The sequence below is a fragment of the Brachybacterium sp. HMSC06H03 genome (assembly GCF_001807385.1).
GTDB classification, from domain to species: domain Bacteria; phylum Actinomycetota; class Actinomycetes; order Actinomycetales; family Dermabacteraceae; genus Brachybacterium; species Brachybacterium conglomeratum.
On record NZ_KV788733.1, the window covers coordinates 1 to 12,792 of the forward strand.

General features: G+C 73.5%; 11 protein-coding genes and 1 pseudogene. 2 read left to right on the top strand and 10 right to left on the bottom strand.

Annotation, left to right across the window (positions count from 1 at the left end):
- The 3 genes and pseudogenes from HMPREF3159_RS06185 to HMPREF3159_RS06195 form a co-directional block, all read right to left on the bottom strand.
- Nucleotides 1-888 (bottom strand): annotated as a pseudogene (locus tag HMPREF3159_RS06185) (protein-PII uridylyltransferase); the annotation flags it as partial.
- A complete protein-coding gene (locus HMPREF3159_RS06190; protein WP_010551331.1) occupies nt 878-1,216 on the bottom strand; it encodes a P-II family nitrogen regulator in 339 nt (112 codons plus the stop codon). The pseudogene HMPREF3159_RS06185 and the gene HMPREF3159_RS06190, both read right to left, overlap by 11 nt.
- Nucleotides 1,213-2,643, bottom strand: coding sequence for an ammonium transporter (locus tag HMPREF3159_RS06195; RefSeq protein WP_070500154.1), 1,431 nt, complete (start codon nt 2,641-2,643; stop codon nt 1,213-1,215). The genes HMPREF3159_RS06190 and HMPREF3159_RS06195 overlap by 4 nt, the downstream gene beginning before the upstream one ends.
- A gap of 287 nt (nt 2,644-2,930) precedes the next feature.
- Between HMPREF3159_RS06195 and HMPREF3159_RS06200 the strand changes: the two genes are divergently transcribed.
- Entirely contained in the window at nt 2,931-4,322 is a 1,392-nt protein-coding gene (locus tag HMPREF3159_RS06200; protein WP_083305829.1) for an acetamidase/formamidase family protein, read from the top strand.
- A gap of 68 nt (nt 4,323-4,390) precedes the next feature.
- Here HMPREF3159_RS06200 and ftsY read toward each other — a convergent pair whose 3' ends face one another.
- From ftsY to HMPREF3159_RS06220, 5 genes are all read right to left on the bottom strand, one after another.
- Nucleotides 4,391-5,926, bottom strand: a complete 1,536-nt coding sequence (ftsY, locus tag HMPREF3159_RS06205; protein ID WP_070500155.1) for a signal recognition particle-docking protein FtsY — start codon at nt 5,924-5,926, stop codon at nt 4,391-4,393.
- Nucleotides 5,927-6,062: 136 nt separating this feature from the next.
- Nucleotides 6,063-6,227 carry a hypothetical protein gene (locus HMPREF3159_RS17435; RefSeq protein ID WP_168165387.1) on the bottom strand — a complete coding sequence of 55 codons (165 nt, stop codon included), beginning with the start codon at nt 6,225-6,227 and terminating at the stop codon, nt 6,063-6,065.
- Nucleotides 6,228-6,335: 108 nt separating this feature from the next.
- Entirely contained in the window at nt 6,336-6,761 is a 426-nt protein-coding gene (gene ndk, locus HMPREF3159_RS06210) for a nucleoside-diphosphate kinase (RefSeq protein ID WP_053917468.1), read from the bottom strand.
- 35 nt (nt 6,762-6,796) lie between these two features.
- Nucleotides 6,797-7,201 carry a DUF4233 domain-containing protein gene (locus tag HMPREF3159_RS06215; RefSeq protein WP_053917467.1) on the bottom strand — a complete coding sequence of 135 codons (405 nt, stop codon included), beginning with the start codon at nt 7,199-7,201 and terminating at the stop codon, nt 6,797-6,799.
- 5 nt (nt 7,202-7,206) lie between these two features.
- Nucleotides 7,207-8,556, bottom strand: coding sequence for a bifunctional folylpolyglutamate synthase/dihydrofolate synthase (locus HMPREF3159_RS06220; protein WP_070500156.1), 1,350 nt, complete (start codon nt 8,554-8,556; stop codon nt 7,207-7,209).
- 298 nt (nt 8,557-8,854) lie between these two features.
- On the opposite strand from HMPREF3159_RS06220, the gene HMPREF3159_RS06225 reads away from it, so the two are divergent.
- Entirely contained in the window at nt 8,855-10,468 is a 1,614-nt protein-coding gene (locus HMPREF3159_RS06225) for a serine/threonine-protein kinase (protein WP_083305830.1), read from the top strand.
- 60 nt (nt 10,469-10,528) lie between these two features.
- On the opposite strand, the gene HMPREF3159_RS06230 is transcribed toward HMPREF3159_RS06225, so the two are convergent.
- Together HMPREF3159_RS06230 and HMPREF3159_RS06235 are read right to left on the bottom strand one after the other, a co-directional pair.
- Nucleotides 10,529-10,969 (bottom strand): hypothetical protein, encoded by a 441-nt coding sequence (locus HMPREF3159_RS06230; protein ID WP_141748104.1) that lies wholly within the window; start codon nt 10,967-10,969, stop codon nt 10,529-10,531.
- 145 nt (nt 10,970-11,114) lie between these two features.
- A complete protein-coding gene (locus HMPREF3159_RS06235; RefSeq protein WP_070500158.1) occupies nt 11,115-12,575 on the bottom strand; it encodes an S-layer homology domain-containing protein in 1,461 nt (486 codons plus the stop codon).
- Nucleotides 12,576-12,792: the final 217 nt, after the last annotated feature.

Sequence of the window (12,792 nt, forward strand, 5' to 3'; positions counted from 1 at the left end):
GCTGCCGCCGGGGGCGATCGCGGCCTCCGCGGCGCGCACCGCTCGGTGCAGCTCCCAGGTCACGGCCCGGGCGGCGTCGGCGAGGACGGCGTGGTGGTCGTCGGCGGTGGCGTGCCCGGTCAGCGCCGCGACCGCGTCCTGGTCGGCGCGGCCCAGGCGGGTGCCCGAGGCGCCGGTGACGGCCTGCAGCGCGTCGCGCGCGTCCCGGAGGGTGCGCGAGGCGGCGTCGACGACCTCGTGGTCGTGGTCGGCCAGCCAGCTCTCGGCGAGCGCCCGGATCACGGTGATGTCGCGCAGCCCGCCGCGGTCGGACTTGAGGTTCGGCTCGGTGGCGTGGGCGAGGGAGCCGTAGCGCCGGTCGCGGTCGGCGGCGAGGTCGACCACCTCTCCGACCCGTCGGCGCGCCTCGCGCCGCCATCGGGCGCGGACCCGGGCGGCGGTGTCCTCGACGAGCTGCGCGTCCCCGGCGATGTGCCGCAGGTCCAGCAGCGCGATCGCCGTGCGCAGGTCGGCGGCGGCGACATGCTCGCACTCCTCGGGGCTGCGCACCGAGTGGTCCAGGGAGGTGCCGGAGTCCCAGATCGGGTACCACAGCGCTCCCGCGAGCGCGGCGGCCTGCTCGGCGCCCACCCGGGCGGGGTCCACGAGCAGCACCAGGTCGAGGTCGCTCGCGGGACCGAGGGAGCGCCGGCCCAGCGAGCCGATCGCGGCGAGCGCCGCGCCGCCGTCCCGGGGCACGGCCTCGCCGGCCCGCTCCCACAGGGTGCGCAGCCAGTCGTCGACGAGGTCGGACTGGGCGAGCCTGCGGGAGGGGCCGGCGGAGGGGTCCGCGAAGCCCTCGTGGAGCACCTGGGTGATCCGGCGGGAGGAGAGCTCCTCAGAGGGCATCCGCCCCCCGTTCCCCGGTGCGCACGCGCACCGCGGTGCCGACGTCGGTGGTCCAGATCTTCCCGTCGCCGATCCTCCCGCTGCGGGAGGCGGCGAGGATCAGGTCGATGATCGCGGACTCGTCGCTCTCCAGGGCCAGCACCTCGACCTTGATCTTGGGGATGGTGTCGATGGTGTACTCCGCGCCGCGGTAGACCTCGGTGTGGCCGCCCTGGCGGCCGTAGCCGGCGACCTCGGTGACGGTCAGGCCCGTCACCCCGTACTCGCGCAGGGAGTCGGTGACGTCCTGCAGGGCGTGCGGCTGGATGATGGCGGTGATGAGCTTCATCGGGGCTCTCCTGCGACGGCGGGACGGGTGGTCTCCTCGGCGACGCCGGGACCGGGCCCGGCAGGGACCGGGGTCCTGTCGGCGTCATCGGGAGCCTGGTTGCGGGGCTCGGGTCCAGGGTCCGCGTGCGGGAAGGCCGCGCCGCCGACGGAGCCGGCGGTCCAGGAGCGCTCCCGGCGCGAGGCGAGGGCGCCGACCAGATCGTATCCGGCCTCGGCGTGATGGGTGATGTCGATCCCGGCGCGCTCGTCGGCCTCGGGGATCCTCCATCCCATCGTGTACTTCAGGACCAGGGCGATGGCGAGGGTCAGCACCGCGGAGATCAGCATGGCCACGATCGCGACGAGGGTCTGGACCAGCAGCAGGCTCGCGCCGCCGCCGAGGAGGAGACCGCCGTCCACGGCGAGGAAGCCGATCCCGATGGTGCCGACGAGGCCGCCGACCAGGTGCACGCCGACCACGTCGAGCGAGTCGTCGATGCCGAAGCGGTACTTCAGGCCGACGGCGAGGGCGCAGGCGAGACCTGCCGCGAGACCGAGCACGATCGAGGTGAGCGGCGTGAGCGCGGCGGCGGCCGGGGTGATCGCGACCAGGCCGGCGACGACGCCCGAAGCCATGCCGAGCGAGGTGACGTGCTTGTCGCGGATCCGCTCCACGAGGGCCCATCCGAGCATGGCACCGGCCGTGGCCACCGTGGTGTTGACCCAGGCCAGGCCCGCGGTCCCGTCGGCCGTGCCGGCGGAGCCGCCGTTGAAGCCGAACCAGCCGAACCACAGCAGGGCCGCGCCGAGCATGACCAGCGGCAGGTTGTGGGGCTTCATCGGCTCCTTGCCGAAGCCCTTGCGCGCTCCGACGACCAGGGCGAGCACGAGACCGGCGACGCCGGCGTTGATGTGCACCACGGTGCCGCCGGCGAAGTCGACCGGCTCGGCGATCGCGGCGAAGGGGCCGTCGCCGCTGAGCAGGCCGCCGCCCCAGACCATGTGGGCCAGGGGTGCGTACACGATCAGCACCCACAGCGCGGCGAAGACCAGCCAGGTGCCGAGCTTGACGCGGTCGGCGATCGCGCCGGAGATCAGGGCGGTGGAGATGATCGCGAAGGTCATCTGGAAGCCTGCGGCGACGAGGAAGGGCACGCCGCTCTCGGCGAGGATGGACTGGTCGTCGGTGCCGGCCAGGCCCAGGAACTCCAGCGGACTCCCGAACAGGCCGCCGACGTCGGTGCCGAAGGCGATCGAGTATCCGGCGACGGTCCAGGCGATCGCGACCACGGCGATGGCGCTGAAGGACATCAGCATCATGTTCAGCACGGTGCGGGCACGCACCATGCCTCCGTAGAAGAGGGACAGGCCGGGGGTCATCAGCAGCACGAGCGCCGCGCTGGTGAGGATCCAGGCGGTCGCCCCCGTGTCGAGGGTGAAGTCCATGGCGGCTCCAGTCAGAGGAGGGCCGGCGGCCGGGATCGAGGTGCCGACCTGCCGTACGGCCGGGCGGGCCGTGCACTCAGAGTGCGGGCTCAGCCGGGGATCGCCTAGGCGGGAGGGTCGCCGTGACCGTTCCGTGACCGGATGTTCCGGGACATGGAACGGGGCAGGACACGCGCCGGGCCCGCCGCCTAGCGTCGGCCCGACGGCACCCGCCGAGCCCTCCGCAGCGTCGCGGGAGCACTCCGCTCCGCCCCTCGGCGGACGACCTCGAGGAGACGATCCCGCCCGTGACCCCATCGACGACCCCGCTGCCGACCGACGACCTCTCCTCGGACCGCTTCGCGCGGCATGCCGCCTCCACACTCCGACGCGGGGTGGGCCGACGGCAGATGCTGCAGGTCGCCGCGGCCCTCGGGGCGAGCGGCGCGCTGATGTCGGCCTGCGCCCCGTCGTCCGGGGAGCCCGCGACCGGGGATCCGACGCCGCCCGCCGGGGCCGGGCAGATCCTGCAGCCGGGACGAGGAGAGATCCCAGGCGACCACTACCTCGGTTCGGAGACGGACCAGGTGATGTGGGGCTATGTGCCCACCGTCCACTCCGATCCGGTGCTGACCGTCGGCTCCGGCGAGACCGTGACGATCGATGCGGTCTCCCACGAGGGGATCCTCGAGGACCAGGGGCGGGACCCGCGGGAGTTCTTCGGCGCGCACGGCGTGGAGGCCGGCTCGGTGCTCGAGGACGCGATCGCGATCGCCGCCGACTACGACCGCACCGCCCGCGACTTCGCCGCCGACGGCCCTCACGTGGTCACCGGACCCATCGCCGTCGAGGGCGCAGAGGTCGGCGACGTCCTGAAGATCGAGACCCTCGAGGCGGTCCCCCGCGTCCCCTACGGCGTGGTCTCCAGCCGGCACGGCAAGGGAGCGCTCGCGCTCACCGCCGACGGCGCCGCGCCGGAGGGCGCGTCCCTCGAGCAGGTGATGCCGGCGGCGTCGACGGACGGCCGGGGCACGGCCGACCCGATGGCCTGGGGCAACGTCTCGGTGTTCACCCCGATCGAGGACGGACACGGCGTGATGGCCTACGACGGCGGGGCGGCCAGGTTCCCGCTGAGACCCTTCATGGGGATGATGGGCGTCGCCCGCGCCGAGGCCTCCTCCCCCACGGACCCTTCCGCCAACTCGATCCCGCCGACCCTCGGGGGCGGCAACATCGACATCCGGCTGCTCGGCCCCGGCTCCACGTTCTACCTGCCGGTCCATGCCCCCGGCGCCCTGTTCTACGTCGGCGACCCGCACCATGCGATGGGCGACGGGGAGGTGGCGCTGACCGCCATGGAGGGCTCGCTGCGCGGCACCTTCCGTCTGACGGTGTGCAAGGAGGGCGAGGGGGACGCGCCGCGGATCGCGCACCGCTATCCCTTCGCGGAGACCGCCGACGCGTGGATCCCGATCGGGCTGTCCGATCCCGACGGGTCGGTCGACGGCCAGGGCAGCGACCTCGACGTCGCACTGCGCACGGCCGTCGTCAACGCGCTGGAGTTCCTGGAGCAGGAGCTCGGCATGGACCGCGCGATCGCCTACGCCTATCTCTCCGCCGCCGCGGACTTCACGATCTCCCAGGTCGTGGACCGCACCGTCGGGGTGCACGGGATCATCGCCAAGAGTCACTTCGCCTGAGACGCGGGACGGCCCGGGCGATCGCTGCGGATCGCCCGGGCCGTCCGGGAGGTGCGGGGCCGGGTCGCTCAGGCCTCCAGCAGCGCGTCGACGAAGCCGTGCGGGTCGAAGGGCGTGAGGTCGTCCATGCCCTCGCCGAGTCCGACCATCTTCACGGGCACGCCGAGCTCGCGCTGGACGTTGACGACGATGCCGCCCTTGGCGGTGCCGTCGAGCTTGGTGAGCACGATGCCGGTGATGTTCACGGCCTCGGAGAACACCCTCGCCTGCTGCATGCCGTTCTGGCCGGTGGTGGCGTCGATGACGAGCAGCACCTCGGCGACCTCGTCGCCGTGCAGGCCCTTCTCGGCGACCCGGCGCACCTTGCCGAGCTCGTCCATCAGGCCCTTCTTGTTCTGCAGGCGGCCGGCGGTGTCGATGATGACCACGTCGACCTCCTGCTCGATGCCCTTCTTCACGGCGTCGAAGGCGACGGCGGCGGGGTCGGCGCCGTCGCGGTCGGCGCGGACGGTGTCCACGCCGACCCGGGAGCCCCAGGTCTCGAGCTGGTCGGCGGCGGCGGCGCGGAAGGTGTCGGCCGCGCCGAGCACGACGGTGCGGTCCGCGGCCACGAGCACGCGGGCGAGCTTGCCGACGGTGGTGGTCTTGCCAGTGCCGTTGACGCCGACCATCAGCAGCACGGAGGGGACCTCGGTGCCGTCCTCGGCGGTGCGGCGGGTCGCGGCGAGGCGGCGGTCCAGGTCCGGGTCGACGAGCGCGACGAGCTCCTCGCGCAGCACCTCGCGCACGGCGGCCACGTCGTCGGTGCCGAGCACCTGGATGCGGCGCTTGAGGTTCTCGAGCATCTCGTCGGTCGCGGCCGGGCCGAGGTCGGCCATCAGCAGCGTCTCCTCGATCTCGTCCCAGGTCTCCTCGTCGACCGTGGAGCGGGTGAGGAGGGTGAGGATGCCGCGGCCGAGGGCGCCGGAGCGGGAGAGCCGCTCGCGCAGGCGCAGCATGCGGCTCTCGGGTGCCTCGGGGGTCTCGATGACGGGACCGGCGGGGGCGGTCGCCGTGCCGTCCTCGGCAGGAGCCTCGGGCTGCGCGGTCCCGGCCTGCGCGGTCTCCGTCGGGGCGGTCTCCGTCGGAGCGGCGGTGTCGGTCCCGGCGGTGTCGGATTCCGCTGTGCCGGGCTCCGCAGTGCCGGGACCGGCTGTGTCGGCCGGTGCCGTCCCGGCGGGGGCGTCGGCGGGTGCGGACGCGGCGGGGGCCTCGGGCGCCTCCTGGTCGAAGGGGACGTCCTCGGCGGGGGCGGTCTTCTCGGCAGGAGCGGCGCCGTCCGGCGCCTGCTCGCCCGCGGCGGGCCGCTCGGCGGTCTTCGGGGTCGGGGCGGAGAGGGTATCCGCCCAGGTCGGGGCGGCGGGGCGTTCCTTGACCGCGGTCGCGGTGCCGGTGGTGGAGCCGGGCTCGCTCCTCGAGGAGTCCTCATTGCCCCGCTGCTCGTCGCGGTCCTTCGAGGAGGACGAGCGGCCGCGGCTGCGGATGTAGGCCCAGGCACCGACGCCGAGCACGACGACACCACCGCCGCCTCCGGCGATCAGGGCGAGTAGGGCATCGGGATCCACGGGTCACCTCCGAGGTCGGGGAAGCCGGCGATGCGGCGAGGACAGCTGCCAGTCTAGGGCCGTCGCCGGGCCGTCCCTGCGTGAGTCCCGGATCCGGGCGCGACCTGCAGCGCCGGGCCCGGTGGAAGGGGGCGGGTCAGCCGCGGCCGGTGCGGGAGGTGTGGCGCGGGTGCTCCGCGGCCGTGCCGTCCTCGTCCTCGCGCGGGAGGCGCAGATGGGGCATCGCGACGGCTGCCAGGATCATGACGGCCAGGACCACGGCGAGGATCAGGAAGAGCACGACGACGAAGGGCAGCGGCATGCCCATATTGTGCACCGACGACGGCGCGGTCCCCGGGAGCGTCCTGGACGGCGCGTCACCGGGGACCGCGGGGACCGACGGGCCCGCACGGCCCGCCGATCGCAGGGCTCAGCCGAGGCCCGGGAACCAGATCCCGATCTCGCGCTCGGCGGACTCCTCGGAATCGGAGCCGTGGACGAGGTTCTGGATGACGGGGAGGTCCTGCTCGCAGGCGAGGTCGCCGCGGATGGTGCCGGGCGCGGCCTCGGTGGGGTTGGTGGCGCCGGCCAGGGAGCGGAAGCCCTTGATGACGTTCACGCCCTCGACGACGAGCGCGACGAGCGGGGCGGCGCCCATGTACTCCACGAGGCCGGGGTAGAAGGGCTTGCCCTCGTGCTCGGCGTAGTGGGCGGCGAGCTCCTCGGCGGTGGCGGTGCGCTGGGCGAGGGCGACGATGTCGTAGCCCTTCGCCTCGATGCGGCGGAGGATCTCGCCGCGCAGGCTGCGCTGGACGGCGTCGGGCTTGAGCAGGACGAGAGTGCGCTGTGCGGTCATGGGATCAGGGTACCCACAGGTCAGCCGTGGTCATGTCAGCGCTCGTCCGTCCCGTCGGAGGCCAGCAGCCTCGCGTCCACGGCGTCCTTCTCGCGGTCCAGCTGGCGGCCCTTGACGATGCCGTAGGCGAGCATGGCGGCGAAGCCGAGGCCGATCACCCACATCGCAGAGACCTGGAGGCCTAGCAGGATCGCCGGGATCTGGAGGGCGAGGGCCAGCCAGTAGGCCCAGGCGCCGCGGCTGAGCAGCCCCCCGTTCAGCAGCAGGGCGATCGCGGTGACGAGTCCCCAGGTCCAGGTCAGGGCCCGGTCGTCGGGGGCCAGCTGATGGGCGACGAGCACCGCGAAGAAGACGACGAGCGCCTCGCACACGAGCACCGTCGCGGTGATCATCCGCTGTGCGCCGTGGGAGCGGGGGGAGGGGGTGAGGTCGAGGTCCATCTCTCTCACACCTCCTCGGGGATGCCGAGCAGGTCGCGGACCTCGGCGGCGAGGGTGACGGACCCGGCGACGACCACGCCGCCGAACTGGTCGCCGTCGGCCTCGGCGAGGTCGACCGCGATCTGGATCGCGTCGGGCAGGCTCTCCTGCTCGAGCACCCGGTCCTCGTCCTCGAAGATCTCGCGGGCGATGTCGGCCAGACGGTCCGCGGGGATCGCGCGGGGGGAGCTGGAGCGGGTGATGACCACGGCGTCCAGCAGCGGCTCGAGCACCTCGAGGATGTCGTCGGCCTCCTTCTCCTGGAGGATGCCGACCACGCCGATGGTGCGGGTGAAGCGGAAGTTCTCGCGCACGGTCGCGACCAGGGTCAGGGCGCCGGCGGGGTTGTGTGCGGCGTCCAGCAGCACCGTCGGCGCCTGGCGCACCACCTCGGCGCGCCCCGGGGAGGTGACGCTCGACAGCGCCGCCTGCAGCAGCTCGCCGTCCAGCGGGGAGCTGCCGCCGCCCAGCAGCGCCTCCGCGGCGGCGACGGCGAGCAGGGCGTTGCGGGCCTGGTGCTCGCCGAGGAGGGAGAGGAACACCTCCTCGTAGCGGCCGGCGATCCCCTGCAGCGAGAGCATCTGCCCGCCGACGCCCGGGGTGCGGGCGAGCACGCCGATCTGGTGCCCCTCGACGGAGGCCTCCGCGCCGAGCTCCGCCACGCGCTCGCGCAGCACGTCGGCGGCGTCCTGGTAGGGCTGCTCGGCGAGGACCGCGATCGCCTCGGAGGTGAGGATCCCGGCCTTCTCCCCCGCGATCTCGGCGATCGTGTCGCCGAGGTACTCCTGGTGGTCCAGGGAGATCGGGGTGATCACGGCGACGTCGGGGTCGACCGCGCCGGTCGCGTCCCAGGTGCCGCCGAGGCCGATCTCGACCACGGCGACGTCCACGGGGGCGGAGGCGAAGGCCTGGAAGGCCATCGCGGTGAGGTACTCGAAGTAGGTCAGCGGCGGGCCGCCGGCGGCCTGCGACTCGGCGTCGACGATCTGCGCGAAGGGCTCGACGTCGCGATAGGCCTGGAGGAAGCCCTCTTCGTCGATGGGCGCGCCGTCGATCGCGATCCGCTCGGTGGGCGAATGGAGGTGGGGGCTCGTGGTGCGGCCCGTGCGCAGCCCGGCCTCGCGCAGGATCCGCTCGAGGATCCGGGCGGTGGTGGTCTTGCCGTTGGTGCCGGCGATGCGGATCGAGCGGTAGGAGTTCTGGGGGTCGCCCATCAGCTCCATCACCCGGCGGATCCGGCTGAGGTCCGGCTCGATGCGGTTCTCCGGGGCGCGCTCGAGGAGCGCGGCATAGACCTCCCGCAGCTCGGGGGACATCGCCGGACGGGAGGAACCCGGGCGGGGAGAACTGGGCACTGCGGCTCCTGGGTGCGGGGCGGGACGGGCCGGATCAGTGTACGAGGGGCACCTGGGACCCGGGGACCGGGCGACCCCGGGGCGCGGGCGATCGGGGCACGGACGACCGCTCCTCCCCACGTCGCGGTCGTCCACAGCCCGCCCCTACCCCGCTCGTGCTGCGCCGCGCCCTCCCTAGCCTGACCGCGAGCGCCGGCGCCGTCGGGGCGAGGGGCGCCGGGCCACGGGCTCGGCAGGGCGAGGGGACGGGAGGGACGGCATGGGGGACGGGGCCGACGCAATGCTCGGCATGGACACGGACCGCTGCCTCCTGCAGGCCGACCGTCTGGCGGGGGCCGCCGACCGGCTCGCGGGGCTGCGCAAGAGGGTCGACGACGCCGTCGGCGCCGCGACCTGGCACGGCCCGGACGCCGACGCCTTCCGGCTCCGCTGGTCCCTGCTGTCCCAGGGCCGTCTGCGCCAGGCCGGCGAGCGCCTGGGGATGCTCGCCCGCCGGATCCGCGTCGAGGCCGCGGTGCAGGAGCGCGCGTCGGCGGCCGACGGGCACGGCGTGGCCTCCCCGGGCCGTGCCCTCGCCCCCGTCGGAGCAGGAGGACGTCTCCTCGCGGGTCCCTCCGCCGCGGCGTCCCTCCCCCTCCGCCGTGCTCCCGCATCCCCCGCCCTCGTCTCCGATGCCCTCGGCGCCGGGGTCGCGCTCGGCGCCGCGGAGCTCACGGGCGTCGTGGTCGGGCTCGGCGGCGACCCGGACGGGATCGACCAGGTCCGGGACGAGCTCGGGCACCTCGGCGGGATGTTCGAGGACTGGGCGGCGGGCGGGGACGCCCCCACCCTCGCCCGGCTCGGCGCGAGCACCCTCCTCCTCAGCGGCGCGATCGCGCTCGCACCGGTGGAGACCGTGACCGACACCGGTCTCCTCGACCCGCGCACCGACGTCACCGTGCACGCCGTCGTGGAGGTCCCCTCGAGCACGGCTCCGCGCAGCCTCGCCGACCTCGTCGCGGCGAACGACGAAGCCCGCCGACCGCTCGCTGGTGTCCCAGGCGACGGCGACAGGGACGGTGCCGCGGCGGGGCGGGTGCGGATCCAGACTGTGCGCGGCCAGGACGGCGGGGAGACGTACATCGTGCACGCCCCGCCGACCGGGGGCGCGCCGATCTGGGATCCCGACTCCTGGGGCGCGCAGGGGAACTCCGCCGGCTGGGACTCGAACCTGCGGACCATGGCCGGGCAGGAGTCGGCGGCGATGGCAGACATCCGCACGGCGATGGCCGCAGCAGGGGTCCCCGACGGGGCCCACGTGCTGTTCGTGGGCCATTCGCAGGGCGGGCTGACAGCCGCACATCTCGCGGCGGACCCCGGCTTCAACCGGGCCGACGGAGCACCGGGCAGCTACGACATCACCCACAGCTTCTCGGTCGGGTCGCCGGTGGGGACGGTGGTGCCGGCACAGGCCTCGACCAGCACGGTCAACGTCTCGCACAGCTCCATGCTCGAACCGTCCCTGCTGCTGCGGCATCCCGTGACCTGGCCGACGCCGCTGCGGATCGCCGATCCCGTGCCGCTGCTGGACCTGGCCGGGCACCGGATGGACGGCAGCCGCGTCTCCTCCCCCGCCGTCCGCGAGGTGGTGCTCGAGGCGCCGACTCCCGCTCTCGGCGGAGCCTCCCCGCTCGAGAACGCCCATGAGTCGGTGCTCCGCACGGAGCAGGGCGTGGACCCGACCGGCGGCTATCACGGCAGCCTGCAAGCAGGGTCGGGGACCGACCCTGTGCTCGCCGCACTGCGGGAGGACCTGGAGGGGACCTATGTCGGCGACGGGGTCACGGTCGTGGAGGACGTCGTGGTCGTGGTGGGGCGGAAGGACCTGCGGTGAGCGCGGGGCAGGGCCGGGTCCCGCGGGCGGAGGACCCGGGCGGGCGCCGCAGGCCCCGGCTCAGGTCAGCCCGTATCTCGCGTAGAGCGCGCTCGCGCCCACCTGTTCCAGTCGGTAGTCCTCGACGGCCATGTCCGGCTCGAGGTCCCTGGCCGTGAACTCCTCGACACCGGCGAGGAAGCCCATGATCCCGCCGACGGAGATGTTCCCCTCGGTCTCGTCCCCCTCGTGCAGGGTCGTGACGACCGCGCGCATCGCGTCGTCGTAGATCGTGAACGCGTCCCTGCGCTCCTCGGCCGCGAGGTCGATCCGGCCGTGCAGGAGTCGACGGAAGGTGCCGTTCATGCCGCTCTCGATCTCGCACCCGGCCACGCCCTCGACCTCGAGCACCGCCGTGGTGACTCGACGGACCCGCCCGCTGCCGCCGCAGCCGGTGAGCGGGCCGACAGCAACTGTCCCCGCCGCCAGGAGCATGGTCCGTCGCCTCGTGATGCCGGCCATGACCTCCCCTTCCCCTGTCCCTGATCCCCACAGCGTGCCATTCGGCGAGGCCGGTGTCAGGACCCCGCGGGCAGTGAGGCCGACGGCGGGGAGGCGGCCGTAGACAGGGGCGCTGAGGCGCATGGGGCGACGAGCGGCCCTCCGTTCAGGCGACCTTCCATCGGTAGACGAAGGCGGCGACGGCGTCGCGCTTGATCGGCTCGTAGGGGCGGAAGGTGCCGTCGGACCATCCGGTGGAGTAGCCGTTCGCGGCCATCCAGGTGATCTCGTCGTAGAAGACCTCCGAACCCCGGTTCACGTCCTTGAACGGGGACCGGGTCGGCGCGGTGTATGCGGGCGCACCTGCTGCGCGATACAGGAACGCGGCCATGGCGTCGCGCTTGATCGGCTCGTAGGGGCGGAAGGTGCCGTCGGGCCAGCCCTGCGCGAGCCCCACCGAGTGAGCCCAGGTGATCTCCTTGTAGAAGACCGTGTCCTTCGAGTTCACGTCCTTGAACGGCGAAACCTTCGGCGGGGTGAACGCAGGGGAGCCCGCCGCCCGGTACAGGAAGGCGATCACGGCATCGCGCTTGATCGGGTCGTAGGGGCGGTAGACGGCGCTCGCGCCGCTCCCCCACCCCGTGGAGTAGCCCATGTGCTTCATCCAGGCGATCTCGGTGAAGAAGATCGTGCTGGCGTAGGGGACGTCCGCGAAGGGGTCCGCGGGCTTCTTCCCGAGCGGCGCGGCGACCGGGTACCGCGAGGTGCTCGCGCCCGTCGGGGAGCCGAACCACTGCGAGTACAGGCGGTAGAAGTTGCGGTTGCCGTAGGTGGCGCAGACGTCGTCGGCCACGGCCGCGGAGCCCGCATCGAGGGCCGCCTGGGTGGGGGTGAAGGGCGTGTAGTTGTACAGCGCGGCGGTGGCCCGGTTCGAGATGGTCACCTTCCCGTAGCCGCAGAACGCGAAGGGGCTGTACTGGATGTCGTAGCTGCGGCCAGCCTGGTAGCGGTAGCCGCGCTTCGCATCGCCGTACTGCTGCAGACGCACCCCGGCGTTGTAGATCTGCTGGGCGAAGCCGGCGTACTTCGGGTCGCAGGTCTGGAAGTCGGGGCAGCCGAAGCCGAGCGCCTCCCGCAGCATCTTCGGGGTCGCATTGCGCGTGGTGACGAGGCCCTGCTCCTTCTGGAGCATGGTCAGCAGCACCTTGGGGCTGATGCTGCAGGCGCGGGCGACGTCCGCGATGATCGTCCCGGCGCTCGCCGCCTTCTTCGCGGGGATCGCGGCGCAGTAGGCGTCCTTCGGCCGCTGTGGGGTGTCCATCCGGAGGTCCTTGAGGCAGTCCGCGCCGTCGGTTCCGCGGGTGCAGCTCGCGCCCTTCTGGTCGAGGAAGGCGTCGACCTGGGCGGCGGTCATGGAGGTGCCCGCGAACATCTGCGCATCGCTGATGAGGGTGCCGGGGACGAAGCCGCCGAGGCCGGCGGGCGGGGTGCGGGCCTCGGAGCCGGGGGCGGCGCCGAGGGCGCCGGCGGATGCGATCAGCACGGCGAGCACGAGGAGCGCGAGACGCCGACGAGCCCGCGTCGGAGCGGTCGTCGCGGAGGAGCGGGCGGGGGCGGGCGTGGACATGCGCTCTCCTGGGGATGGGGGATCCCCAGCTGGATCCCTCACAATGATACGTCCGACAGTTGCCCAGAAACCTGCCCTGACCAGCCGATACGCAGTCGTGACCCGAACCGGGCCGTAAATCGTCACGAAGCGGGCGAACTGACGTCCGCCGCTGTGATCAGGACGCGCGGGAGGGCCGACGGGACAGCTCGGGCGAGCTGCCGGGACGGCGTGGGAG

Coding starts and splice junctions, on each gene's coding strand:
- HMPREF3159_RS06190 (WP_010551331.1), bottom strand. CDS start 1,216: ATGAAGCTCATCACCGCCATCATCCAGCCGCACGCCCTGCAGGACGTC.
- HMPREF3159_RS06195 (WP_070500154.1), bottom strand. CDS start 2,643: ATGGACTTCACCCTCGACACGGGGGCGACCGCCTGGATCCTCACCAGC.
- HMPREF3159_RS17435 (WP_168165387.1), bottom strand. CDS start 6,227: ATGCCGCTGCCCTTCGTCGTCGTGCTCTTCCTGATCCTCGCCGTGGTC.
- ndk (WP_053917468.1), bottom strand. CDS start 6,761: ATGACCGCACAGCGCACTCTCGTCCTGCTCAAGCCCGACGCCGTCCAG.
- HMPREF3159_RS06215 (WP_053917467.1), bottom strand. CDS start 7,201: ATGGACCTCGACCTCACCCCCTCCCCCCGCTCCCACGGCGCACAGCGG.
- HMPREF3159_RS06220 (WP_070500156.1), bottom strand. CDS start 8,556: ATGTCCCCCGAGCTGCGGGAGGTCTATGCCGCGCTCCTCGAGCGCGCC.
- HMPREF3159_RS06225 (WP_083305830.1), top strand. CDS start 8,855: ATGGGGGACGGGGCCGACGCAATGCTCGGCATGGACACGGACCGCTGC.
- HMPREF3159_RS06230 (WP_141748104.1), bottom strand. CDS start 10,969: ATGGCCGGCATCACGAGGCGACGGACCATGCTCCTGGCGGCGGGGACA.
- HMPREF3159_RS06235 (WP_070500158.1), bottom strand. CDS start 12,575: ATGTCCACGCCCGCCCCCGCCCGCTCCTCCGCGACGACCGCTCCGACG.